This is a genomic window from Desulfuromonas soudanensis (genome assembly GCF_001278055.1).
Classification (GTDB): Bacteria; Desulfobacterota; Desulfuromonadia; order Desulfuromonadales; family WTL; genus Deferrimonas; species Deferrimonas soudanensis.
On record NZ_CP010802.1, the window covers coordinates 1,653,421 to 1,677,141 of the forward strand.

A 23,721-nucleotide genomic window follows, 5' to 3' on the forward strand; every position below is an offset into this window, starting at 1 on the left:
AACATCGAGGGACGACAGGGGGACTTATCCTTCCAGGTGGCCGCGACGGACGGGGACGGTTGCAGGAGCCGGTATCCTGATGAGGTGACATCGATCTCTGACCGCCGTCCTGTTGCCTTCGTCCCGGGTTTCCCCGGACCAGCGAAGTTCCCTCCTGTACGGGAAACGGCCAAACAATCCTTCGAGGAAACTAAGAAATGAACGAACTGCCATAACGGGAGGACCAAGAACCCGGCATCGAAGATTACGGATTCATTTCCGACTGCCATTCGCCGGCCCTCGTCTCCCGTTGGGGGAGTTTGAGCCTCCCGTCTCTTTTTCCCCGGAATTTTCATGCTGTGGAGCTAAACGGATATCGGCCGAAGCGGTCGCACTTCAGAGCTATTTTGGATCTGGACTGAAGAGAGGTTCCGATCCTTTCTATCCATGGATTTGTCTGATACAATCCGGACGTTTTTTCAGCCATTGTCGCGGCGAGTTTTTCGGGGTGATTGATCCTGACGTCTCAAAACGAAACCTTGCACAGCCCAATCCGGGTTGTTACGAATTCATTCATCATTGAAAACATTTGGAGGCAAAAAAATGGAAATCGATCTCGATCTACTCGCCTATCTGGTCGGCAAGGGCATGCGTCACATTGAGGCGAGTGTGGCCGGATCCTCCTACCTCCCCCGAACGGTCAAGGGAGTCGGAATCTTTCTCCTCGACAGGGATGGCAATCTCGGCGTGCTGACCGCCAAGCAGCAGGTTACCTATGAGAAATTTCTCAAGCCGCTTCTGTTCGACGTCCCCTGTTGTGGAGAGACGGGCCCGAAGAGCTGCCGCGGGAACGGTCTGGTCGAGCCGGACCTCCTTCTGCAAGGATTTCGCGAGGATGACCTGAGGTGTCGGGCCTGCCGGGCGGCGACGGTCGGGGAGAGCACGAAGCAGGAAGGGTGAGGGTGAGGGGACGACAGCCACGTTTGCATCCATCCAGGGTCTTTGGCGGACAGGGGAGGGGACGAAAAGGACTTTGCCCGGGGAGGGCGTGCGGCTATAGTGAGCGAGACTTTTCCGATGCCGATGAAGTTTTTCAGCGAGGCGCCATGCACGTTTTTTTCTATACACTGCTGCCGGTCGCGGCCCTGTGGGGGGGGGTGGTCCTTTTGCCGGGGAACGCCCTGGCGAATCGGATCACCACCGTCGATCTCGGCATCGAAAGCGGCTATCGCCAGGACAACCTCGACTGGAACATGGCCGGCAACCTCGACGGCACCTCCCCCAACGTCCTTTCCGAACTGAGCTGGGACGATCTGAAGCTCCTTCAGGTCGACGCCAGGGGTCGTTTCACCCTCGGCCGCCCGGGGGCGCCGGTCGCTTTTCACGCCCGCTCCAACCTCGGAGTCGGCACCATCATCGATGGCAGCAACCAGGATTCAGATTACGGCGGCGACAACCGGACCCTGGAATTTTCCCGCTCCAACAACGATACCAGCGACGGTGGTGCCCTCGATATTTCCATCGGGCTCGGACCGCGCTTCGCCTTCGGCGGCGGCGCCCTGACCCTCACCCCTCTGTTCGGCTACTCCTACCACGGACAGTATCTCCGGCTCAGCGGCGGCAACCAGACGGTGTCGAATCAGGATATCGCCACGGCGGTTTTCGGAGTGGACGCTGACGGCGAGCCCCTGGTGAATGTGCCACCCACCGGCCCCTTCAGCGGCCTCGACAGCAGCTACGACGCCCATTGGTGGGGCCCCTGGCTCGGCCTCGACCTGACCCTTGCTCCCACCGCCGCCCTGACACTTACCGGCAGCGGCGAATATCATCTCGCCGACTATCTCGGAGAAGCCGACTGGAACCTGCGTACCGACCTCGCCCACCCGGTGAGCTTCGACCACCAGGCCGACGCTTCCGGAGTCGTCTTTGCCCTCGGCACCGAGTGGGCTTTTCACCGGCGCTGGGCTCTCACCGGGCGTTTCGGCTACCAGAAATGGCAGACGGACAGGGGTCTTCACCGGGTCTTTCTCGCCGACGGCACCGTCGGCGTGACACGCCTCAACGCAGTCAACTGGGAGTCCGCCGCTCTGATGGTCGGCGCCCGCTGTCGTTTCTGAACGCTCTCTTTTTGTCACCGATCCGACACCCGAATGGGGTTCCATGACGATCAGCGAACCGATGACCCTCTTCACCGACTCCCTTCTCGCCGGGGTGGTCTTCTATTTTGCCCTCCGTCTGCAGGGACTTTGGCGCGCCGGCCGACAACTCTCGGTGCGCCTCTGGGCCGGGGCCTTTTTCGCTTCGAGCCTGGCGGCAGCCAGTGGCGGCACCTATCATGGATTCCGTCCCGCTCTCGGCGAGACGGGGGCGTTTCTCCTTTGGAAGATCACGGTCGCTGCCATCGGCCTGACCGGTCTGCTGATGGTCTGCTCCATGGCCATGGCGGTCCTCCGCGGCCGCGGGCGTCGGGCCTTGGTGGGTCTGGCCTTCTTGCAGTATCTTCTCTATCTGGGGTGGATGGGCGGGCACGACGCCTTTCTCTACGTCATCCTCGACTACGTCCCGGCCCTTCTCTGCGTCCTTTTTTTGCAGCTGTACGACGGGTGGCGCGTCGGGGCGCCAGCTGCTCCCTGGCTGGCGGGAGGGGTGGTCATGTCTTTTGCCGCCGCCGCCATCCAGGCCAGCGGCTTCACCCTGCATCCGCACTTCAACCACAATGACCTCTATCATGTCGTGCAGCTAGGTGCTTTCTATCTTCTTTATCGCGGAGGGGCGCTTTTGGCCGACCGCCGGGACGACCTCGGAGTCAGGAACGGAGAAGGTCGAGCCTGACCTTGACCACGACCTTCTTCACCGTCTGCGGCGGGGTCCCGTTGACCAGCCCGGCCATATGGGCGTCCTGGGGAAAGAGAGCGAGAAAACGTCCGGCAACGACATCGACGCGCACCGGACCGATCGTGGGGCGCCGGTAGAAGGTTGCGTCCTTTGAAGGATCGTAGGGAACGTCGACGTCCAGGGTGTTGGTGGGAAAACATTCGAACATCTCGCTGCCGACAAGAACGCTCTGGATGTCAAGATAGTTGCGGTGCGCCTCGAGGAGGCCCTCCTGCGGTTCCTTGGTCCGATAGCTCATCACCCGGGCAAATATCCCCTCGCCGGCGATGGGGTATTCCCCCTCGGCGCAGTCGACCGGCAGGGTGCGAAGAAAGTCCATGGCGGCGGTCCAGGCTGTCCCCAGGCCGTAGTACTCACCGTTTTCCAACGTATCGATTATCATTCCTTCCTCCTTTTGCCGCCGCATTCCTATGGCTCTTGAGTAACTCGATTTTGGTTCCGGTCAAAGAGCAAGATTTGCCACTAAGGCACCAAGACACCAAGTACACTATTTTTGGTTTTGATCTTCTTGATGTCTTCGTGCCTTGGTGGCTAAAAATCCTGTTTAAAAGTTACTTTCTGATAAAAGGGCGCCCGTCACCCCAAGGTCGAGGAGGTCAAGAAGCTGTTGCCGGTTCGGGGTTGCGGCAACCAGAGCTTCCTTGCGCCTTTTGTGGAGCTTTTTGACCCGGAGTTCCACCTTCAGCGCCAGGCTCCGGTCGCCGAGTTTGCAGGTATAGACGAGGTCCAGGGTGGTACAGCCCCGGGTGAACCGGGCGCCACGGCAACCGCCGGCACGGTGTTCGGCAAGACGCCGTGGCAGGTCGTTGCTGATCCCGGTGTAAAGGGCGTTGCGTTCGTTTCTCAGGATGTAAAGGGACCAGGTGCCCATTGGAGTCGTCTTTGGCGTCCGGCAAGAGAGTGAAGAGGGTCGGGCGAAGGGTGCGGAAGGCTTCCGGCGACGTTCAAGCCCGGGTCGATTTCCGGAGATTAATTTTACCGATTTTACACAAGGTTTTTACCATGGACAGGGCCGCTGACGCCATCTTTATTGCTTGACCCCCGGGGTGGGTCATTCTAATATGTGAGAGTTTTTAATCCATGGTGTGCCAATGGGCAATGTCGGGAAGTCGCGTGGAAAAGTACCGAAATATGGCTTTGAAAGGTTCCGGGTGGCGCCGTCTCCCAGGAGTCGGCCGGCATCCGAAATTGGGTTGGATCTTTCGGTCCAACCCCTTGTGCCGACGCTTTTCCCTGCAGCCCGGTGGTTTCACCCTCCTGGAACTGCTTTTGGTTGTGGCCATTCTCGCAACCCTGGCCGCCCTGGCGATTCCCAGCTATTTCGAATACATACAAAGGGTCAGGATTACCCGGGCCATTGTTGAAATCCGCATGATTTCCAATCAGATTGCAATGCACCAGGATCATAACGGCGGATTCCCCGAAACTCTGGCAGAGCTGGGCCTGCCCGTGCCGAAGGATCCCTGGGGACATCCCTACCAATACCTGCTGCTCGCGGGGAAACCCGACAAAGGGCCAGACAAAGTTTCGCCGCGCAAGGACAAATCGCTTCATCCTCTGAATTCAGATTTTGATCTCTGCAGCATAGGCGCCGACGGTCAAACCAACCTCGCCCTCACGGCCCAGGTGAGCAAGGATGACATCATCCGGGCCAATGATGGCGACTTCATCGGCCTTGCCGAACGATATTGACGAGGGAATACCTTGACCAAGAACGCATACTCCTTTCACAGCAAGGTTGGTCGGCGGATTTTTCTGATTTTTCTGAGTTGCGCCATCCTGCCCATCTCCGCGCTGACCCTCCTTTCCTACCAGCAGGTGGCCCACCACCTCAAAGAGCAGTCCCACCTGCGTCTGCGTCATGCCAGCAAGAATATCGGCATGGCCGTCTTTGAAAATCTCACGGCACTCAATGACGAAATGCTGGTGCTGGCCACCCTTTATCCCAGTCATCCCGACCAATTTGGCAGCATTTTTCCCCGGCAGCAGCACAGCCTCGATAAACACTTCATCAGCCTGGCCATTATCGAAGGGAGCGGGGAGAAGCGACCTCTGTTGAGGGATATGCCACCGGCGCGGGGATTTTCCGCCGTGGAACGGGCCCACCTGGCCCAGGGAAAAACGCTTTTCTGGGTTCAGTTTGAAAAAGAAGGGAATAAGAGAGCCTTTTTGGCCGCGCCCCTGGTCTCTTCCGGTTCCGGCCAGGATCTGCTGGTGGGAGAGATTTCTATCAGGGATCTTTTCCGGCAGTCCCTTCAGGCTCTATCCCTGGAGAGGGAAGTCCTGGTCCTTTCCTCCAAAGGTGCGGTTGTCTTCGGCACTCGGTCCTTTCCGGCCGAATGGCTGGAGAAAGCGGGCGATCACCTGTCCGGGGGAGTTTCCGGAGAGTTCGAAATGGCTGGTGAGGAGGGTGGGGAGATGGTCGGTTACTGGACCATCTTTTTCAGGGGAACCTATGCCGCCGATGACTGGTCGGTATTCGTGCTGGAGCCCCACAACTCCGCTTTCGCGGCGCTGAGCCATTTCCGCAAGAATTTTTACCTGGTCGCTCTCTTGTCTTTGTGGGTCGTCCTGCTGTTCAGCAGCGTGTATATCCGCAAAACGCTGACCCCCCTTAAAATGCTTAAGGAGGGAACCCGCAGGCTCAGTGAGGGGGATTTGTCCCAAAGGGTGGAGATCGACAGCGCCGACGAATTTCAGGAACTCTCCCTCTCCTTTAACGGCATGGCCGATAAAATCGAAGAGCAGTTTTCCACCCTGGAGAAGACCGGAAAGACCATTCGCCTGATTCTGGCCGATCTGGACCGGGACAAGATTGTCGATACGCTGTTGACCAGGATGAACCGGATCGTCCGTTGCGATTGGGTCTCCGTGACCTTCGAGCGCCCCGGGAAAGGCGGGTTTCAGACCTGTCTGGCCTCGACGACGGACGAGGGGGGGGCAAGGCAACGCTTCGATACGGATCTGGGCCCTTCGGAACTTGAAGCGCTCCGGGCAATCGAAGAATTTCTTGTCACCGACACCCTCGGGTCACTCTCCGTACTCCTTTCGCCAATTCGGGATCTTGGGGCGCGGACCTGCCTGGTCCTTCCGGTTGGCAAGGAGCAAAAGGTCACGGGGGTTTTGATCCTCGGGTATCATTTGCAGCAGAAACCGCGGCAGGAGGATGTCATCCGCACCAGGGCGATTGCAGACCAGGTGGGGATTGCCCTGGCCAACGCCAGCCTCGTGGATGAGCTGGCCAATCTCAATTTCGACACCTTGATGGCTCTGGCGCGAACGGTGGACGCCAAGTCCACGTGGACGGCCGGACATTCGGAACGGGTTACAAAAATCGCCATGGCGATCGGTGGGGAGCTGAAACTGTCGCAGGGGGAGCTCGATCAACTCCATCGCGCCAGCCTCCTGCACGACATCGGTAAAATCGCCGTGCCCAATCTCATCCTCGACAAGGCAAACCGCCTGACCGAAACGGAGTATCAGCTCGTTCAATCACACCCCGACAAAGGGGTGCGGATCCTTGAACCGATCAGAGCCTACAGGGATGTCCTCCCCATTGTGGCCCAGCACCATGAATGGTTCGATGGCCGCGGCTATCCCCTGGGGTTGAAGGGGGAAAAAATCTGTCTCGGTGCACGGATTCTCGCCGTTGCCGACGTCTACGATGCATTGATCTCCCATCGTCCCTATCGGCCGGCCCGGGAGGCCAAGGAGGTCCTGTTATACATGCAAAAAGGGGCAGGAAGTCAGTTCGATCCGGAGGTGGTCAACGCCCTTCTCAATATTGAGGACAGTGTTTTTGTCCCGTCCGAAGCCCAGGCCTCACTTCCTGTGTAAGTACCCCCCCCACTAAATTCCCTGGACCCGGCACTCTGGCTGACGATCAATCGCGCTGGTACGACAGACCGCCGGCTCCGACAGACGGCCTGCGGGAAGGAAAGAATGGCGACGGCTAAGGGGACTTGCGTTCCTCCCCCCAGATCCGGTCGAGGAACTGGTCGCGCCCCGAGCCCCAGCGGTAGTATTTATAGCGTATCGGATTCTTTTTGTAGTAGTCCTGGTGGTATTCCTCGGCCGGATAGAAGGTTGTGGCCGCAACGATTTCGGTCACGATTGGTGCGGCGAAGCGTCCCGAGCGGGCCAGGCGTTCCTTCGATTCCTCGGACAGGCCCTTCTGGGTGTCGTCGAGAGTGAAAATCGCCGAACGGTACTGGCTGCCGCGGTCGACGAACTGGCCGCCGCCGTCGGTGGGATCGATGTTCTGCCAAAAGACATCGAGCAGCTTCTCATAGTCGACCTTCTCCGGGTCGTAGACGATCTGCACCGCCTCAACATGTCCCGTCCCACCCGCCGAGACCTCCTTGTAAGTCGGATTCTTTTTCTCCCCGCCGATGTATCCCGAAGTCACTGAGATGACCCCCTCCAGCTTTTCGAAGGGGGGCTCCATGCACCAGAAACAGCCGCCGGCGAAAATTGCCCGGGCCACCCCCTCACCATCCATTCCCCTCGTACTTTTGTCCTTTTCCGCGGCTCCGGTGGCAGCGGAAAGAGCCCCTATCGCCAGCCAAGCCAGCAACAGGGTCATTCTTCTTTTCATGATATCTCCTTAGCGCCGGAACGGGAATTTCCCCCGCCGACGCTGCTCATTGCTCAGCGGTTTCGACGAAGGTCAGTGCTGCCGAGTTCATGCAGTAGCGCTCTCCTGTCGGGTCGGGACCGTCGTTGAAGACGTGGCCGAGGTGGCTGTCGCAGCGACGGCAGAGAACCTCGGTCCGGGTGGTGAACAAACCCCTGTCCGGCGCGGTGGCGATGTTCTCCGGTGCCACCGGCTCATAGAAGCTCGGCCACCCCGTTCCCGATTCGTACTTGCTCGTGGAGGAGAAGAGGTCGAGGCCGCAGGCGGCACAGCGGTAGATGCCGTGGCGGTGCTCGTTCCAGAGTTTTCCCGAATAGGCCCGCTCGGTCCCCTTTTCCCGAAGGACGTGATACTGCTCGGGGGTCAGCCGGGCTTTCCATTCCTCCGGGCTTTTAACGACTTTTTCGCTCATGACGTATGTCCCCTCTCCGACGGAATAAATTCTGATCTCCTCGGCTTGCGCCGGACGTGGCGCGGCCAGCATTAAGGCGAGAAGTCCCAAAATCAAGCCTGTTCTTCTCATTATTTTTCTCCTTTCATCCCATCCGCTTTTGATTGAAGAATACCAGAAAAATTTGCCACGGGAAAAGGGAACGGTAATGAACAGCCAAAGGATCGGCACCGGGGAAGTGCCCGATCTGCGGCGGCAAAGGAGACTTTGCCATGAGAGGTTTCCCGTCAGAGGTGAGGGTCGTTCCAACTATGGCGCATGGACGAATCTCAGGTGGCTGGTAAACTGTCTTGCGACCGGGTTTAGAAAGGTGCGCTTTCTCTTTCCCAAGGAGAACGACAGTGAAGCTGGCCATGACTCTTTTCGTTTTTTGCTTTTTTTGCTCCAGTGCCCTCGGACAGTCCTCGGAGAGCGAGGATGGTCCACTTCTCGAGGGGCGTAAGGTGGCAGCAGCCTTCATGCAGGAGCTCAAGGGGGAACTGGAACAGGCCATCGCCGCAGCGGGTCCGGTCTCGGGCATCGGGGTCTGTCAAAGCAAGGCCCCGGCCATTGCCGCGCGGTTGTCGGTCGAAACGGGGTGGAAGGTCGGCAGGACGAGTCTGCGGGTGCGCAATCCCGGCAATGCGCCGGACAGGTGGGAAAAAGTGATTCTCGAAGATTTCGACAGGCGCCGGTTCCAGGGCACCGCTCCTCAGGAGTTGGAAGTTCTTGAAATCGTAGAGAAAGACGGGGGGAAGGTGCTGCGCTACATGAAGGCGATTCCCACCGGAGAGATCTGCCTCCTCTGTCACGGCGCAGTTCTCGCCCCGGGCGTTGTCGACGAACTGTCGCGGCGCTATCCGCAGGACAAGGCCCGGGGTTACAAGCCCGGAGAGATACGCGGCGCCTTCACCCTGAGCCGGCCGGAGAAAGGGGAGGGGAACAAGTAAAAGACGGAGTTTGGTTCAATTCGAACAGCTAACCTTGCAGGGAGAGAAAACATGAATACGACGAGAAATTTCTGGTTGGTCGGCATGCTGGTTTTTGCAGCAATGTCGGTGGGTTCTGGCGTGAAAACCGGTTTTGCCTCTTCTCACCAGGACGGCGAAACCACGGCGACTGAAGTCAAGGAGAAGGCCGTAGAAACCTACGATACCTTGAAGGATTATACGCTGGAACAGCGCGACGAAGCACTGGCAGCGGCCGAAAAAAAGTTGAAGAAACTCGATCTTCGCATCGATGAAATGCAAAAGTCCCTCGATGACCGCTGGCAGGAGATGAGTGAGGCTACCCGAAAAAAAACGCAGGAAACTTTGGTTGAGCTGCGCAAGGAGCGCGAAGAGGTTGCCGAATGGTATGGCGGCATGCGGCACAGTTCCGCCGGAGCCTGGGAAGAGGTGAAAAAAGGGTTTGCCGACAGTTATGATCGTCTGGAAAGGGCCTTTAAAAAAGCGAAGAAAAAGTTCGAGAGTGAAAAGTAGGAGGATGGGGGGACTTCTCTGGGAGTCCACATCCTGAGACGCCCGGTCATTTCCTTCCGAACGTCTATTTTTTGTTCCATCGACAATCAAGCTCTGGAGGACCGCATGAACTTCCAGGAAATTACCCGCCGCCGTTTTCTGCAGGGGGTGGGCGCCGGCCTCTTTCTTTCCGGCCTGCAGATGCATTTTCCCCTTCCCCTGTGGGCCCGCAGCGATCTATGGGGTCTGCAGGGTCTCCCTCCCGCACAGCGCCGTTACGATCTCAAAATCGGCTATTACCCCATCGTCATTGACGGAAAAAAAGGAATGTCCACCGGTATTAACGGCACAGTCCCAGGGCCGCTGGTGCGGTTGCGCGAAGGGGACGATGTGGAGCTTAATGTCACCAACGCCCTGTCAGATACCGTGCATTCCTCTATTCACTGGCATGGCATCCTCGTCCCCTTTCCCATGGATGGTGTGCCTGGGATCAATTTCGCCGGTATTCCTCCCGGCGAGACCTACAACTATCGCTACAAAGTCAAACAGGCCGGTACCTACTGGTACCACAGCCACTCTTTTCTCCAGGAACAATCGGGGACCTACGGACCCTTGATCATCGACCCGAAAGACGGCGAGCCCTTCCGCTTTGATCGCGATTACGTGGTGGTTCTCTCCGATTGGTCCTTTGAAAAGCCCGAAACGATCTTCCGCCACATCAATCTCCTCGGCCACTACTACAACTACCAGCAGCGCACCCTCGACGACTTCATCGAGGATATCGGTGAGCACGGCCTCAAGTCGGCCCTAAGCGAGCGCTTGGCCTGGGGAAAGATGCGCATGAGTCCCGTCGATCTGGCCGACGTAACCGGCGCAACCTACACCTATCTGATCAACGGCAATTCTCCGGACATGAACTGGACTGCCCTGTTCAACCCCGGCGAGACGGTTCGTCTGCGCTTCATCAACGCCTCGGCCATGAGTACTTTTGACGTGCGTATTCCCGGGCTCGACCTCGAGGTGGTGATGGCCGACGGCAAGGCGGTGCGCCCGGTCCAGGTCCAGGAGTTTCGCATCGGCGTGGCCGAAACCTACGACGTTTTGGTGCGGCCGACCGAAGACAGGCCCTTCACCCTCTTTGCCGAGTCCCTTGACCGCAGCGGCTACGCCCGCGCTACCCTCTCCCCCGAGGCGGGGCTGCAGCCTCCGGTTCCCGGGCTGCGACCACGCCCGGTGCGTCAACTCCAGGACCTCGGTATGGGAATGATGGCGGGGATGGGGCAGGGGTCAATGGAGGGCGGGATGTCCTCCGGCAAGGAGTCGGCCAAGGACGACCCGCGTATTCCTGGACCCAATGGGCCGGAGCCCTTTTTGCCTGATCGCCAAAACTCTTCCAACGTGGCGATGATCATCAAGCATCCCCGTTATCGTCTCGACGAGCCAGGGATCGGCCTCGGCGACGACGGCTGGCGGGTCCTCACCTATCAGGACCTGGTTTCTGCCGAGCCGCAGGTCTATGCCGAGACGCCCGAGCGGGAGATGACCATCAATATCACCGCCAACATGGAACGATACATGTTCTCCTTCGATGGCATGAAATTCACCGAGCATCCCGGTCCCTATCTCTTCCGCCACAACGAACGGCTGCGGCTCTTTCTCGTCAATCACACCATGATGGAGCACCCCATCCATCTTCACGGCATGTGGATGCAGCTGGAAAACGGCGCGGAAGAACTCCCCTACAAGCACACCCTTCTGGTCAAACCCGGCGAGGTCCTTTCGGCCTTGATCACCCCCATAGAAAAGGGGGACTGGGCTTTTCACTGTCACCTCCTCTACCACATGGAAGCCGGGATGTTTCAAGTGGTGCGGGTCGCCTGATGGGAGGAGCAGAGATGAAGAGGCAGATCTTTTTCTGGATGCTGACGCTGCTGCCGGCTCTTGTTTTTGCCGCGGATGAAAGTCCTGGCGATTCGCGCAAGGGATACTTCCCTGCTGATTATCGGGAGATTCAGACCGATCCGCAGGTAGGTGAGGGAATCCAAAAATATGCCGAGGACGGCCAGGAGGGGCCGCAGCAGAATTTCGGCGTCCAACCCATCCACGACAATCAAATTTTCGCTACCTTCAAGGCCGATCGGTCCGAATACCAGTGGCGCGAAGACAACAAAGAGATATTTCTGTGGGACGTGCAGGGATGGATCGGGGAGGACTACAACAAGCTCTATCTCAAAAGCGAGGGGGAGGTGCTGCTCAATGACAGCACCAGGGTCGAAGAAGCCGAGATCGAGCTGCTCTACAGCCGCAACATTTCAAAATTCTGGGATGTGCAGGCCGGTCTTCGCCATGATTTTGCGCCGCACCCCGCGCGCACCTTTGCCGCTCTCGGCATGCAGGGGCTGGCTCCCTACTGGTTCGAAATCGACGCCACGGCCTATCTCAGCGAGGACGGCGATCTCAGTGCGAAGTTCGAAGCCGAGTACGAATTGCTGCTGACCCAGAGGCTGGTCCTCATCCCCCGGATGGAAGCCGGGCTCTCTCTGCAGGATGTCCCCGAATACCAACAATGGCAGGGTGTGACCGATCTCACCCTCGGCGCTCGATTGCTGTATCATTTCCGCCGTGAATTCGCACCCTACCTCGGAGTGACCTGGAATCGCAAAGTGGGAAAAACCGCCCATAACGTGAAAAAGGACGGTGGGGACATCGATGACAGCGGGGTGGTGGCGGGTCTGCGGTTCTGGTTTTGAAAACGATGGCGACAGATCCCGGGGAACGTCGGCCCAACAAACCTCCGGGTTCGGCAGCGGAAATTAAAAATATTGACCCTCTAGAGTAATTGCTCTATTTTTTAAAAAAACTCTCGGAGGTCTTTATGAATGTGCTGCTGATTCATCCGCCAAGCGCCAATCCGCTGCTGGACAAGGTCTACATGCATGAACCGTTGGCTCTGGAGTATCTTGGGGCCGGCCTGAAAGAAGACGGGCACGAGGTGGAGATTTTCGATGCCAGACTCGAAGGTTCAATTGAAAAAGCCTATCATCGTTTCCGGCCGGACATCGTCGGATTGACTGCCTTCACCAGTCATGTCCGTATCGTCAAAGCCATGGCGGAGAACTTAAAGCGCCTTGACCCCGACCTTCTGGTGGTGATCGGGGGGCATCACGCCACCGTCTCCCCGGAAGACTTCAACGTCCACGGCATCGACCTGGTGGTGGTCGGCGAAGGGGTGCAGGCGCTTCGGGAGATTGCCCGCTTCGCAGAAGCAGGGGAGAATTTTTCCGCAATCCGGGGCCTGGGGCTCGTGCGGGCCGGTGCAGAGATCCTTTTGACGGAAGCGCGCCCCTATACGCCCCTGGATGCGTTGCCTGTCCCCGACCGAAGCCTCACCCGGCGCCACCGCAAACATTATTTCAGTGAATGGTTGCAGCCGCTGGCTTCGATACGGACCTCCCTTGGCTGTACCTCCCGTTGTAACTTCTGTGCTCTGTGGCCGATCACCGGCGGCAAGTACCTTCGAAGGTCGGTGGCGTCGGTGGTGGACGAGTTGAAGGGGATCGAGGAACCGAATGTCTTTTTTTGTGACGATGAATCGATGTGCGACGTCCGGCGGATGGACGCACTGGCCGATGCCATCGACGGGGCCGGTCTGCGCAAGCGCTACTTTCTCTACGCCCGGGCCGATACCGTCGTCTCTTGCCCCGAACTTTTTATCAAATGGCGCAAGATCGGACTGGCGCAGGTCTTTATCGGCATGGAGAGCTTCAGCGACGAGCGCCTTGGCCGATTGAACAAGGGGATCAGCATTGCCCAGCAGCGGAACGCGGTGAGGTATCTCCAGGATTTGGGCCTGATCGTTTACGCAAATTTCATGGTCGATACCGATTTTGAGAAGGAGGATTTTGCCCGCCTGACGGCCCATATCCGAGAGCTCGAATTGCAGCATGTGGGGTTTTCCGTGCTGACCCCTCTTCCGGGAACCGAACTCTATCGGCAGCGGCGCCGGGAACTGGTCACGGAAAACCCCGAACTTTTCGACATGGTGCATGCCGTGCTGCCAACGCGCCTGCCGCTTTCCGAATTCTACAGCCGCATGCTCGACCTCTACACCAAATCCCTCCCCCTGTCACAGACGGTGCGCTCCCTGGCGCGTTTTGGTCCGCTACGAATTTGGAAGCAGCTGGCCCTGTTGTCCAGCTTCAGCCGCTACCTCAAGAAGGCGCATCTGGAAACCTGATGCGAAATGTGACAAGATGCTCCTCAACCAAACGGATGAGGACGCATGAAGACCAAAGACAAAATCATTGAGACGGCACGGCTCCTTTTCAACGAGAAAGGAACCCGGCACGTCACCACCAACCATATCGCCGAGGCGGCGGGGATCAGCCCGGGGAATCTTTATTACCACTTCCGCAACAAGGAGGACATCATCCGCGCCCTCTTCGAGCGGCTCGCCGCCGAAGGATTTGAGGAATATCAAAAGGTGCTGCAAGAGTATCCGCCCGGCACCCTGGAGTCGATGGATCAGACTTTTTCCATGATCCAAACGTTCAACTGGCGGTACCGCTTCTTTAAGCGCGAGCTGACTGCCCTGATCATGAACGACCCCTTGCTCAAGGAACGCTTTGGCGATGTAAATCGGATGCAGCTGACGGTCATTGGCCAGTCCATCAGGCAGGCCATGGAGAAGGGGTTCCTGCGGCCACTCGATGACCGGACCCTCGGGCTCCTCACCGAGGAGGTCTGGCTTGTAACTCTCTTCTGGCTCAACTATCTGGACATCGGCGGCGAAGAGGTCGACGAGCAGACCCTGAAGCGGGGGAGTGAAATGCTTCGAAACATCATGGCAAATTATCTGACCCGATGATGGCAGCGCTCACCCCGTTCGCCGGCTAGCGGCTGCCGTAACAGACTCCTCGCCAGGCAGCAGGAGGCATCCCCGCCGGACGTCCCTTCAGGCCCGGGGTGGCGTCGCCGGTTCCGCAAAATGCCGCCCGGAACTTGTCAGCAAAGATCGCCTGGACGGCGGTGGTCGGATGGACCGAGTCCCAGAAGAGATATTCATCCGGATTGGCACAAACCACGGGGGGGAGGCCGACGGGGAAGGTGAGACAGGCTTCGGTGACATTGGTCAGGGCGAAGGTCGCCGGATCACCGCTGATGTCCTGAAGAATCCGAGCCGTATCCAGAATTTCCATTGTTTCGGCGCAGGCGGCCGGAAGGTTCGAGAGGGTCTGTTCCAGCCCGGCATTAAACTGCGCAATGGTTTGGGAAAAAAGGGCTTGGGCCTCGGGGCCAAGGTCCCGTGCGAAGGGTGTCAGGCCGATATCGGGCATGTTGCCGACGGCAAAATGTCTGGCCCCGGCTGTTCCCAGCTTGCAGACGGAATCGGCGATATTCTCTGCCGTTTTCGCGAGGATCTGCTCCATCATCCCCTGCTGCACCAGGCCCAGAAAGAAGTCGTTGGGGCCTGCCCAGATCACATAGAGGGCGGAGGGATTTAACCCTTCCGGGTATTCGGCGAGGAGTGCGTCGATTTCTTCGGAAACCCCTGGGAGCCCCGGAATGGCCGGCGGGTTCTGGACGCTGTTGAAGTTGGAAACCGGAACGCCCTCCTGTAAAAAGACCCCGGACAGGGCCCCGCCAAAGGCGCGACTGTCGACGGGAATCCCCAGGTCGGCCGACAGGTACTCCGTCCACACCGGCCCGTTGCAGTTGCGTTGCGCGTACGGCGGACTCGGCGGCCAGAATCCGGTGAGAGCAAAGAGATTGCCCGGGTCGGACAAGCTGTCTCCGATAACAAAAATGACATTTTTCGGATTTTTAGCCCATGCCGGTTCGCTGACCATCCCGATGAAAAGACCTGCTGCCAGCACCGCCAAAAATGAATTTCTGATCCATTGTCTCATTATGCTCTCCTTTTTCGGTCGTCAGGATTATCCTTTGCCCCCTTTGTGCTGAGAATATCCTAATAGAGCCTGGACTCCTGTCAAATCCAAAATGACCGCAAAATTCCCCGGAATTTCTTGCAAGACCGACAATACAAAACGGCCCGCCCTTTTCAGGGCGGGCCGTCGTCTTTTTGTTTCCCCATCGCAATAATAAAGGGGGGGGGCGCTCGAAGGCCCTTTATGGGTGATCTCTTGGAAAAACTGTCCGATCTTCTGATTTGCTATCCGGTCTTTTTGTTTTCAGATTGCAGGTTCGAATTCACCAGCAGAAAACCGACGAGGGCAACGGCGGCGAAAAGGGCCCCGCCGAAAAAGGTCGCGTCAGCTCCGAACTGCTGCCACAACCAGCCGGCGAGAAGGCTGGCGAGCAATATGGATACGCCGCTGATCAGGCCAAAGACGCCAAAGGCGGTACCACGCAATTGCGGCACTGTCGCATCGGCGATTAGCGCCGAAAGGATGCCCTGGGTCAGCCCGAGGTGAAGACCCCAGAGGGCTGCGCCGGCAAAAACCCACCAGATATTGCCCGCAAGGGCAAGGAGCAGATCGGAAGTGATGAGCACCGCCAGGCCGAAGGCCATCAGTCCCCGTCGACCGATGCGATCGGAGAGTTTACCGGCGGGGTAGGCGGTCAAACTGTAGGCGATGTTCATGATCACCAGCACCAGCGGGATGAGGACGATCTGGAGGCCCAGGTCTTCGGCCCGCAACAACAAAAAGGCTTCACTGAAGCGGGCCAGGGTAAAGACGGCGCCGACCAGGACCACAAGCCAATAACGTCGATCGAGAAAAGAGAGATTCTGGCGGGTGAAGGGAAATTTGAACTTCCGGGGAGAGGAGATCGCGGGTTCCCTGACCCAGAAGAGCAGGATCAGTACCGCCAGGATTCCGGGTATGAAGGCCAGCCAGAAGACGGTGCGGAACCGGTTGCCGGTGAGCAGCATCAGGCCGATGGCGAATAGGGGGCCGGCGAAGGCTCCGACACTGTCGAGGGATTGACGCAACCCATAGGCGGCTCCGCGCTGTGCCGGAGGGGTGACATCGGCCACCAGGGCATCGCGCGGTGCGCCGCGCACCCCCTTGCCGATACGATCGATAAAGCGGGCTGTAAAAACCAGGCCGATCCCCGGGGCCACGGCAAAGAGGGGTTTGCTCAGAGCCCCCAGGGTGTAACCGGCCAGGGCGAGGATCTTGCGCCTGCCGAGCCAGTCGCTCAGCGCCCCGGAAAAAATCCGTGTCATCATCGCCGTCGCCTCGGCCACCCCTTCGATCATTCCGACCGTCTGGGCTCCGGCGCCGAGGACGGTGACCAGATAGACCGGCAGCAGGCTGTGGACGATCTCCGATGAGATGTCCATGAAGAGGCTGACGAAGCCAAGGGCCCAGACGGTGGGAGGGAGCCGTCCGGTGCTCCGGGATTCGGGATGATTCAGCGGATCGGAACCTGATGGCATAAGGATCTGGTCCTTGTCTTGGTGCAGGAAGGACCTGGAACGGCAGCAGAAGGGAAGAAATCAGGCGCCCCGTTCGCCGAGCCAGATGGTATGGAGATCCCCTGTGTTTTCGTGTTCGTACACCCGGCTCTGCTGGACTTTGAAGCCGACCTTGCGCATCCGTTCGGTGAAGTTGCGGTCGGGGCCTGCCGACCAGACGGCCAGTATCCCCCTTGGCCGCAGCGCCGAGTAGGAGGCCGTTAACCCGTCGACCGAGTAGAGCCAGTCGTTTTTCTTGCGGGTGAGTCCTTCGGGTCCGTTGTCGACGTCGAGCATGATCGCATCATAGGCCTGCCGTTCGGATTTGAGAATCTTGGCGACATCGCCGACGCGAACCCTGGCCCGTTCATCCTGCAGCGGATTCCCGGCATGCTGTCCGAGAGGGCCGCGGTTCCATTCCACCACCGCCGGCACCAGCTCGGCCACCACCACTTCCGCATCGGGGCCGAGGTGGCGCAGCGCCGCCGCCAGGGTAAAGCCCATGCCCAGGCCGCCAATCAACACGCGGGGTTGGGGACGACGGGCGATTTTGCCGCATGCCAGTTCCGCCAGCGCATCCTCGGACCCGTGCGCCTGGGTGTTCATCAAAACCCCGCCGCCGACGATGCTGATGGAGAATTCATCATCGCGCCGGTGGAGTTGAAGTTCGCCGGCGATTCCCGGGATCTGTGCCGTATCGATGAGTTTCCAGTCAATCATTGAGGTATCTCGCATTGTTCGAACGGTTAGGTCTGCGGGGGTGTCAGGGACGGCGGGGCGACGTCCCTGGGCGGCCGGGGAATGGCTCAACGGGCAAGGAAAACGATATAGGCGGCGGGGATTGCCAGAATCAACGTACTGGCCATCCACCACTCCGAACCCTGCCGGCCGCGGATTTTTCCCGCAAGTCCCCGGATTGCGGTGACGATGCCGGTGAGTCCGCAGGCCAGGGCCAGGGCTACGGCGATCAGCCCGCGGTTGCGACAGCCGAGGAGTTCGACGGGGGTGGCGGCGACGAGGAAGAAGATGGCGATGAGGGCGAGGGGGATGACAATGTGTTTGGCTTCACGACTCATGATCGATACCTCGTTGATACCTCGGGTCGCTTCCACGCCCGGCCAATGCCAGGCCGACACCGCCGAGAATGGCGACCGTCGCGACGATCAGGCGTAAGGTGATGACCTCCGAGAGAAAGAGGACGCCGCCGAGGGCGGCGAGCACCGGAACGGAGAGCTGGACGATGGAGGCCCTGATCGATGTCATCCCCTGCAGGGCCGCATACCAGAGGGCGTAGCCCATCCCGGAGGCGAGCCCGCCGGAGAGAACCGCCAGGAGAGCGCCGGTGAATGTAACATGAATCTCCCGAAGGAAGAAGAAACTTAGCGCGGCAACAAAGGGGAGGGAGCGGGTGAAGTTCCCTGCCGTATCGGCCAGGGGGGCTGCTGAGCCGCGCCCCTGAAGGGAATAAATCCCCCAGGCGATTCCGGCGCCGGTCATGAGCAGGGACCCGGTCAGGGAGGGGGCCGTGATTCCCGGGAAAACCAGGTAAACCAGACCGGCCAAGGCGGCAAGGAACCCGAGGGATTCGCCGCCGCGAAAGCGTTCGCCGCAGAGAAGGGCGGCGATAAGCATGGTCAGTTGCACCGCTCCGAAAAGGATGAGGGCGCCGGTTCCGGTGCCCAGGGTGTTGTAGGCGAAGGAAAAGGCGGCCGCATAGATAAAGAGGACGGCTGCCGAAAACCAGCTCCCCCTGGACTTTGCCGGTTTATTGAAGGGGGGGGATTTCAGGAGGAGGGTAAGGACGAGGGCGCCGGAGACGAGGCGGATGGCCGTGAAACTGGCCGCATCGATGGACCCGTCCGTAAGTGCCAGTCGGCAGAGTATCGAATTGGCGGCGAAGGCAGCCAGTGCGAAGGCGGCAGAGGATGCGATTGTCAATCGACTGATTTTATTTGTTGAACTTTTCATTGACGGTTCTGCCGGCAAAGAGTCGGATAGGTGCCGTATCGGTCGCCGCCGGAAAATTCGGGGCCGGTGAGAGGATGCACCCGGGGTCGGAAAGTCCAGGGTATCAGGAAGAATCACAGGCCGCTGAAATCAGGGGTTCCCATCCAGGAATTTGCTCCAAAAATCTCCGCAAGTCAACCCCGCCGACTCGGCAATAAAAAAGGGCCCTGCGAGGGGCCCTTGATAGGTCTGCATCGATTGTTTTCAGCGATTGCTCGTGGTCCGGAAATACATGGACACTCCGAGATAGACCAGGTCCTCGTCGATATCGTAGTCGCTGCTTTGCCAGCTGCTGCCGTTCCAGTTGGGGCCGTTGCCGAGGTAGCGCATCATCACGAAACCGCTCTTGGCGGCCAGGGTCAGCCGTCCCGGAAGATTGTAATTGAGACCGACCGCAGCCCCGAGGCCGTAACCGAAGAGGTCGATGTCCCGGGCCGTCTCGCCGTCGAGTTCGCCGTCGATCCTGGTGAAGCGCAGCTCCGGACCGAACCAGAGGCGAAGCGGCGGGGCGATCAACCCTCCGAATCCGAAGGTATGGGTCATGACCAGGCCGTCGAGTTCGGCATCAACGCCGGGCTTATTGAAGGAGTCGATTTCCCACTCGGCCCGTCCGAGCTCCATGCGGTAATTGAAGAGGCGGTCGGTGGCCAGATTCGAATCGATGGTCAGGCCGAAATCGCGGTGCCAGCCGTCGGAATCGACGGCAGTGATATCTCCGTCCCACTTGGCTTCGACCTCTCCGCCGCTGAGGAAAATGCCGATTCCGCCGGCATAGACTGGGGAGGAGAGGAGCAGCAACAGCAGCGCCGACATCGACCGGCATAACAATACTTTAAACATCTTTGAAACCTCCTTTAAGGGCAAATTAAGGGGCCGGCGCTGACCTGCAGAGAGAAATTCCATTGCGCCACCCTTCATGCCCGGTTTCGAATGCAATTCCGGGGCCAGAGCATGAACCGGTTTCTGCCGGGGCCCTGGCGAAGGCTGCAACGATCTTCGCTCGAGTCGATCCGGCCAATGCGGCGCAGTAAATCCCGCCCGGCAGAGATTGTCCTCCTGCCGAAGCTCGCGGCGTAAAAAGAGGGGGTCAGTTATTTCCCTGAACTCCCGGCTTTAGAGCGTCATGGGAAGTGGTCCCGTTGGCAACGCCTGGAGTGGCGCTGCTGGCGCCTCGATGGGGCAGGGGGATGTCAGGGGAGGGTGTTTTTAACGGCCATTTTTGAAAAATATCTCGAATTGGCGTATAATTAGGATGTCCACAGGATGTCGCCCCAATAACCGTTGTCCAGAAATGGAAAGGAGGAGCCATGACCGAGAAAAGAACGGATGAAAAACTGAAAAAAGGTTATTTTTTCTGTGAAGTCTGTCGCGAAAAGGTCTTGAGCGAGGATGCCGAAAAAGCGGGTTATCAGCATTGTGGTCGTAAAATGACCCCGATGGAGAAGGCTTACATGAGCAGTCCCTCTCCCACCGGTGCTTGATAAGAGACTTTTCCTGTTCTCATAGAGCGGCTACGGCCGCTTTTTTTATTGTCCTCTGTGGTCACGGGGGCCTATCGAAATGCGCCGGCCGATGGGTTATGACCAGGTTATCGGAAAAAATAAGTTCCTCGGCGGCCCCGGGAGAAGAGGACTTTTTACCGGGCTCGCAATACGCTCACCGTTTCCCCGCCGATCCCCCAGTTGTCCGTATCGACCTCGTCGATGACGACCACGGTGGTGGCGGGGTTTTTGCCTAGGATATCCCGCAGCAGGTCGGTTACCCCCTTGATGAGTTGTGCCTTCTGCTCGGCGGTGGCGCCTTCGCGGGTGATCTTGATGTTGACGTAGGGCATTGGTTCCTCCTCGGGAGTTTTATGTCGATTTTTTGCATATTAGGAGAATAAGGAAGGACAGGCAAGGGGACTTTTATCACCCCCGGCGCGACCTTGCCTCCAGGGGCCAGGTCCCTGTTCTCAGGATGTCGGGAAGATTGACAGGAGGTGCGAAGAGAAGGAGCTGGAAGACGAGGCGGGGGGAGCTTTGTTTAAGCGGTGACCGGTCGACGGAAAATGACAAAGGCGGTCCCGATCCGGGCACCGCCTTTGTCCTCGATCTTTCGGAACGATCAGGCCTCTTTCCTTGTGCGCCGGTACCAGGCAAGCCCGACAAGGCCACCGCCGAGGAGGAGGAGCGTGCCCGGTTCCGGAACGGGAGCGCTTTCGGTAAAGGTGAAATCATCCATGACAAACCACTCCGTTTCGTCGGCGTCGAAAGTAACCGCATCGATGCCAAACCAGTTCGCCTCGAACCAGACGGGCGAGGCATAAACGAGGTCGATTTCGGAGGCGTATTTGAGAATATTATTTTCCCACCCGAAAATTTTCAACGTCGGCTCGGATTCCCCGTGGGGTTCCGTAAACCAGGCGCCGACCCAGTCGAAAAGGCCGTTGCCAAGACTGACGTCGGAAGCGAACAGGTTGACCAAAGCATAATCACCCGAAACTGTCCCCGCGTTGTAGCCGAAACCGCAGCCTGGACCAAAATAGACCCCCACATTCGAAGACCAGGTGAAGCCGCCATAATCGTCCTCGAGTTCCGTATAGTAAGCTCCTTGATAGGAGGTGTCGTCAAAATTCAAAATTGTCGCCTTCGCCGTCCCGCTGAGGCCGAGAAGGAGTATTCCGAAAACCAATGCAGTCAACGCACTTGAAAGAGTCTTTTCCATGATCCTGTCTCCTCCTGGCTTGTTGCGGGGGGGGTCCCAGCGAACCATTGCAAACGCGACCTGGACGAAAATTCTCTTGTTGCGGGGAAGTTTTGCATTATGCGTGCCTATTCGTATCTAGCCGAAATCTAAAATATTTTTACTTATGTTCCCGGATTTTGTAGTTCATGTAAGTTTTTTCGACAACGATTTTGTTCCTTGCCAGGCCGAAGACCCTGTCCGTCCGTATGTTTTCTTCTCTCCCCATTCAGAAGTTGAATCGTCACCTGCACCTCCGGAACGTTCAATCGAGGCGTCGGCGAGCGACGATTCCCGCCACAGAGCCGCCTTTGCTGGAAGGTTCCAGTCCTTCTTCATGCCGCAGGATATCCCAGCCGGCAAAGATGTCCAGAAGTTCACCGGGGCGCAGGACGAAATCGGGATTGTCCGGCCCGCCGGGAAAGGGTCCGGCGCTGCTGAAGGTTCGCACCACGGCCAATCCGCCGGGGCGCACCGCGGCTCGCAGGTGCGGCATGAGTGAGCGCTGCAGGTAGAAGAGGAGGAGGATCAGGTTGAAGGCGGCCGGTGGCAGATGCGGCGCGGCTTCGAGATCGACCTGGCGGGTTTCGATCTTGAGGTTGCGGCGGGTCGCTTCCGTGCCGAGTTGGGCCAGGGCCTCTGCGGAGCTGTCGAGGGCCGTAACGGAGAGTCCCCGCTCGGCCAGAAACAAGGCGTGGCGACCTCGACCGCAGGCCAGATCGAGAGCCAGGCCGGTGCTCGGCAGGAGCGGCGCGATCGAAAGGAGCCAGGGGTCGACGGTGAAAGGCTGGTCGGCTCTTTCCCGCCAGCGGGCGTTCCAGTCCGGAGTCGAGGAAGTCATTGAGTCAGATCCTTTTTTGATGAGGGACGGCCAGGCTTCGGTCCGCCGGAGGAGAAGAAGGCTTCTGGTATAATGAACGGGGAAAAACTCTGAGAGAAAGGACTCTGGCCATGAAGCGGGACGGACGCGAGAAGATCATATTTTTCAGCACGACGCTGGCCTATTTCCTCGTCGCCCTCGAGGTTCTGTTCATGATCACCCCCTTCGCCCTCTATTTTTACGGGGTCTACGGGCCGATCCTCGAATTCCTCTCCTCCTACCGCCTGACGGCCTGGACGGCGGAGTTCTTTTTGCCTCACATGGTCTTCGTCGCCGATCCGCTGCTGATCGGCATCTCTTATCTCCAGGCCCTCTTCGTCATCGGCATGGCGCTCTTTTTCGTCGCCGCCATCCCCCTCTATATCGGACGCCTCACCGGCCGTGGGGTCGTCGCTTTCGGTCCCTACGCCCGCATCCGTCATCCCCAGTACCTGTCCCTGGCCCTCTCCGGGCTCGGACTCCTCATCTACTGGCCCCGGTTTATCGTCCTCCTCTTCTACCTGTTCATGCTCTTTGCCTATTTCTTCCTGGCCCGCAACGAGGAGTCCCGGATGAAGCGGGAGCAGCCGGGCGAATACCAGCAGTACATGGCCCGCACCTGGATGTTTCTCCCCGGCGAACCGGGAGGCAGAATCTTTCGCGCGGTCTTCGGCCGCCTCCCTTCCCGCGGACTCGGACTCTTCCTGCTGGTCGTACTCGTCTTCGTATCGGCCGTAGGCGGGGCTTTTCTCCTGCGAGGCTACACCCTGGACCGGCTCCCGCAGGTTCAGGTTGGCGACTTGGAACTCGTCTCCGTCTATCCACGGCCGATGGAGGAAGTTTCAGCGCTCTTTGCTCTGGCCGACGGGGAGGAAGCGGTCAGGGCGGCCGTCTCCGAAAAACAAATGCACCTGGCCTATTCCATGCCCGGCGATTTTTTCCTCACCGGCCTCATCCTCAGGGAGGGGCCGCGCTATTCGGAGGCCAAGCTCAAGCGTTATCCCTACCTGCGCGATCCCGAGTCCCAGCGCCACAGCGGCGGCGTGGTGAAATTCTTTCGCCTCGGTTACAAGTATTTCCAGACTATCGGCTCCACCCGCCGGGTCTACGATTACGAACGGCTGGTCTTCGTCGAAACCCTCGGGCTCGACGGTCAGCCGGTGGCGCCCGACCAGGTCCTGGCGCCCGGCGTCCGGCGCTACCCCGCCCTGGTCGTCGACATCGACGCCGAAACGCACGAAGTCCTCGCCGTCACTGCCGTCTCCGGGAGCAACGCCTGGGGGCGGCTGCCGATGCCCAATTTCTGAG

27 protein-coding genes are annotated in these 23,721 nt (G+C 58.9%); 13 read left to right on the plus strand and 14 right to left on the minus strand.

Features of this window, described 5'->3' with window-relative positions; translation table 11 throughout:
- Window positions 1-582 precede the first annotated feature (582 nt).
- From DSOUD_RS18835 to DSOUD_RS07395, 3 genes are all read left to right on the plus strand, one after another.
- Complete coding sequence (locus DSOUD_RS18835) at window positions 583-939, plus strand: hypothetical protein (protein WP_232426516.1); 357 nt, start codon at window positions 583-585, stop codon at window positions 937-939.
- Between the two features lie 146 nt (window positions 940-1,085).
- Window positions 1,086-2,096, plus strand: coding sequence for a hypothetical protein (locus tag DSOUD_RS07390; protein ID WP_053550406.1), 1,011 nt, complete (start codon window positions 1,086-1,088; stop codon window positions 2,094-2,096).
- Between the two features lie 43 nt (window positions 2,097-2,139).
- The gene (locus DSOUD_RS07395) at window positions 2,140-2,811 is read left to right on the plus strand and encodes a DUF6962 family protein (RefSeq protein ID WP_053550407.1); all 672 of its coding nucleotides are present in this window, start codon (window positions 2,140-2,142) and stop codon (window positions 2,809-2,811) included.
- On the opposite strand, the gene DSOUD_RS07400 is transcribed toward DSOUD_RS07395, so the two are convergent.
- Window positions 2,786-3,256 (minus strand): NanQ anomerase/TabA/YiaL family protein, encoded by a 471-nt coding sequence (locus tag DSOUD_RS07400; protein ID WP_053550408.1) that lies wholly within the window; start codon window positions 3,254-3,256, stop codon window positions 2,786-2,788. The genes DSOUD_RS07395 and DSOUD_RS07400 overlap by 26 nt on opposite strands.
- A 162-nt stretch (window positions 3,257-3,418) precedes the next feature.
- Window positions 3,419-3,745 (minus strand): GIY-YIG nuclease family protein, encoded by a 327-nt coding sequence (locus DSOUD_RS07405; RefSeq protein WP_053550409.1) that lies wholly within the window; start codon window positions 3,743-3,745, stop codon window positions 3,419-3,421.
- A 242-nt stretch (window positions 3,746-3,987) separates the two neighbouring features.
- Here DSOUD_RS07405 and DSOUD_RS18990 point away from each other — a divergent pair, with 242 nt between their 5' ends.
- Both DSOUD_RS18990 and DSOUD_RS07415 read left to right on the plus strand, forming a co-directional pair.
- Complete coding sequence (locus DSOUD_RS18990) at window positions 3,988-4,566, plus strand: prepilin-type N-terminal cleavage/methylation domain-containing protein (protein WP_269745868.1); 579 nt, start codon at window positions 3,988-3,990, stop codon at window positions 4,564-4,566.
- A gap of 12 nt (window positions 4,567-4,578) precedes the next feature.
- Entirely contained in the window at window positions 4,579-6,711 is a 2,133-nt protein-coding gene (locus DSOUD_RS07415) for an HD domain-containing phosphohydrolase (RefSeq protein ID WP_053550410.1), read from the plus strand.
- 115 nt (window positions 6,712-6,826) lie between these two features.
- Here the strand turns inward: DSOUD_RS07415 and msrA are convergent, their stop codons facing one another.
- The 3 genes from msrA to DSOUD_RS18390 all read right to left on the minus strand — a co-directional run bounded on the left by msrA (window position 6,827) and on the right by DSOUD_RS18390 (window position 8,316).
- Window positions 6,827-7,471: a peptide-methionine (S)-S-oxide reductase MsrA gene (gene msrA / locus DSOUD_RS07420; RefSeq protein ID WP_053550411.1), complete on the minus strand. Its 645-nt coding sequence runs from the start codon at window positions 7,469-7,471 to the stop codon at window positions 6,827-6,829.
- A 46-nt stretch (window positions 7,472-7,517) separates the two neighbouring features.
- Window positions 7,518-7,922, minus strand: a complete 405-nt coding sequence (gene msrB, locus DSOUD_RS07425; protein ID WP_232426517.1) for a peptide-methionine (R)-S-oxide reductase MsrB — start codon at window positions 7,920-7,922, stop codon at window positions 7,518-7,520.
- A gap of 124 nt (window positions 7,923-8,046) precedes the next feature.
- Window positions 8,047-8,316: a hypothetical protein gene (locus DSOUD_RS18390; protein WP_157671789.1), complete on the minus strand. Its 270-nt coding sequence runs from the start codon at window positions 8,314-8,316 to the stop codon at window positions 8,047-8,049.
- Window positions 8,317-8,404: 88 nt separating this feature from the next.
- On the opposite strand from DSOUD_RS18390, the gene DSOUD_RS07430 reads away from it, so the two are divergent.
- The 6 genes from DSOUD_RS07430 to DSOUD_RS07455 all read left to right on the plus strand — a co-directional run bounded on the left by DSOUD_RS07430 (window position 8,405) and on the right by DSOUD_RS07455 (window position 14,267).
- Window positions 8,405-8,890 carry a Tll0287-like domain-containing protein gene (locus DSOUD_RS07430; protein WP_232426518.1) on the plus strand — a complete coding sequence of 162 codons (486 nt, stop codon included), beginning with the start codon at window positions 8,405-8,407 and terminating at the stop codon, window positions 8,888-8,890.
- A 51-nt stretch (window positions 8,891-8,941) separates the two neighbouring features.
- The gene (locus tag DSOUD_RS07435; protein ID WP_053550413.1) at window positions 8,942-9,421 is read left to right on the plus strand and encodes a sll1863 family stress response protein; all 480 of its coding nucleotides are present in this window, start codon (window positions 8,942-8,944) and stop codon (window positions 9,419-9,421) included.
- A 105-nt stretch (window positions 9,422-9,526) separates the two neighbouring features.
- Window positions 9,527-11,281: a copper resistance system multicopper oxidase gene (locus DSOUD_RS07440; protein ID WP_053550414.1), complete on the plus strand. Its 1,755-nt coding sequence runs from the start codon at window positions 9,527-9,529 to the stop codon at window positions 11,279-11,281.
- 14 nt (window positions 11,282-11,295) lie between these two features.
- Complete coding sequence (locus DSOUD_RS07445) at window positions 11,296-12,150, plus strand: copper resistance protein B (RefSeq protein ID WP_053550415.1); 855 nt, start codon at window positions 11,296-11,298, stop codon at window positions 12,148-12,150.
- Between the two features lie 125 nt (window positions 12,151-12,275).
- A complete protein-coding gene (locus DSOUD_RS07450; protein ID WP_053552330.1) occupies window positions 12,276-13,637 on the plus strand; it encodes a B12-binding domain-containing radical SAM protein in 1,362 nt (453 codons plus the stop codon).
- A 45-nt stretch (window positions 13,638-13,682) separates the two neighbouring features.
- Entirely contained in the window at window positions 13,683-14,267 is a 585-nt protein-coding gene (locus DSOUD_RS07455; protein ID WP_053550416.1) for a TetR/AcrR family transcriptional regulator, read from the plus strand.
- Window positions 14,268-14,292: 25 nt separating this feature from the next.
- On the opposite strand, the gene DSOUD_RS07460 is transcribed toward DSOUD_RS07455, so the two are convergent.
- The 6 genes from DSOUD_RS07460 to DSOUD_RS07485 form a co-directional block, all read right to left on the minus strand.
- Window positions 14,293-15,309, minus strand: a complete 1,017-nt coding sequence (locus DSOUD_RS07460; RefSeq protein ID WP_082351129.1) for an SGNH/GDSL hydrolase family protein — start codon at window positions 15,307-15,309, stop codon at window positions 14,293-14,295.
- Between the two features lie 263 nt (window positions 15,310-15,572).
- Window positions 15,573-16,805: an MFS transporter gene (locus DSOUD_RS07465; RefSeq protein ID WP_053550418.1), complete on the minus strand. Its 1,233-nt coding sequence runs from the start codon at window positions 16,803-16,805 to the stop codon at window positions 15,573-15,575.
- 60 nt (window positions 16,806-16,865) lie between these two features.
- On the minus strand, window positions 16,866-17,543 hold the full coding sequence (locus tag DSOUD_RS07470; protein WP_053550419.1) for a spermidine synthase: 678 nt from the start codon (window positions 17,541-17,543) through the stop codon (window positions 16,866-16,868).
- 86 nt (window positions 17,544-17,629) lie between these two features.
- The gene (locus tag DSOUD_RS07475) at window positions 17,630-17,899 is read right to left on the minus strand and encodes a hypothetical protein (protein WP_053550420.1); all 270 of its coding nucleotides are present in this window, start codon (window positions 17,897-17,899) and stop codon (window positions 17,630-17,632) included.
- On the minus strand, window positions 17,889-18,791 hold the full coding sequence (locus tag DSOUD_RS07480) for a DMT family transporter (protein WP_053550421.1): 903 nt from the start codon (window positions 18,789-18,791) through the stop codon (window positions 17,889-17,891). The genes DSOUD_RS07475 and DSOUD_RS07480 overlap by 11 nt, the downstream gene beginning before the upstream one ends.
- A 243-nt stretch (window positions 18,792-19,034) precedes the next feature.
- Window positions 19,035-19,670, minus strand: coding sequence for a hypothetical protein (locus tag DSOUD_RS07485; protein ID WP_157671792.1), 636 nt, complete (start codon window positions 19,668-19,670; stop codon window positions 19,035-19,037).
- Window positions 19,671-20,137: 467 nt separating this feature from the next.
- Between DSOUD_RS07485 and DSOUD_RS18400 the strand changes: the two genes are divergently transcribed.
- Window positions 20,138-20,311 carry a hypothetical protein gene (locus DSOUD_RS18400; protein ID WP_157671793.1) on the plus strand — a complete coding sequence of 58 codons (174 nt, stop codon included), beginning with the start codon at window positions 20,138-20,140 and terminating at the stop codon, window positions 20,309-20,311.
- Between the two features lie 155 nt (window positions 20,312-20,466).
- Here the strand turns inward: DSOUD_RS18400 and DSOUD_RS07490 are convergent, their stop codons facing one another.
- The 3 genes from DSOUD_RS07490 to DSOUD_RS07500 all read right to left on the minus strand — a co-directional run bounded on the left by DSOUD_RS07490 (window position 20,467) and on the right by DSOUD_RS07500 (window position 22,395).
- Window positions 20,467-20,664, minus strand: a complete 198-nt coding sequence (locus DSOUD_RS07490; RefSeq protein ID WP_053550423.1) for a tautomerase family protein — start codon at window positions 20,662-20,664, stop codon at window positions 20,467-20,469.
- A gap of 272 nt (window positions 20,665-20,936) precedes the next feature.
- The gene (locus DSOUD_RS07495; protein ID WP_157671794.1) at window positions 20,937-21,536 is read right to left on the minus strand and encodes a PEP-CTERM sorting domain-containing protein; all 600 of its coding nucleotides are present in this window, start codon (window positions 21,534-21,536) and stop codon (window positions 20,937-20,939) included.
- Between the two features lie 283 nt (window positions 21,537-21,819).
- Window positions 21,820-22,395, minus strand: coding sequence for a class I SAM-dependent methyltransferase (locus tag DSOUD_RS07500; RefSeq protein ID WP_053550425.1), 576 nt, complete (start codon window positions 22,393-22,395; stop codon window positions 21,820-21,822).
- A gap of 110 nt (window positions 22,396-22,505) precedes the next feature.
- Between DSOUD_RS07500 and DSOUD_RS07505 the strand changes: the two genes are divergently transcribed.
- Entirely contained in the window at window positions 22,506-23,720 is a 1,215-nt protein-coding gene (locus tag DSOUD_RS07505; protein WP_053550426.1) for a methyltransferase family protein, read from the plus strand.
- Window position 23,721: the final 1 nt, after the last annotated feature.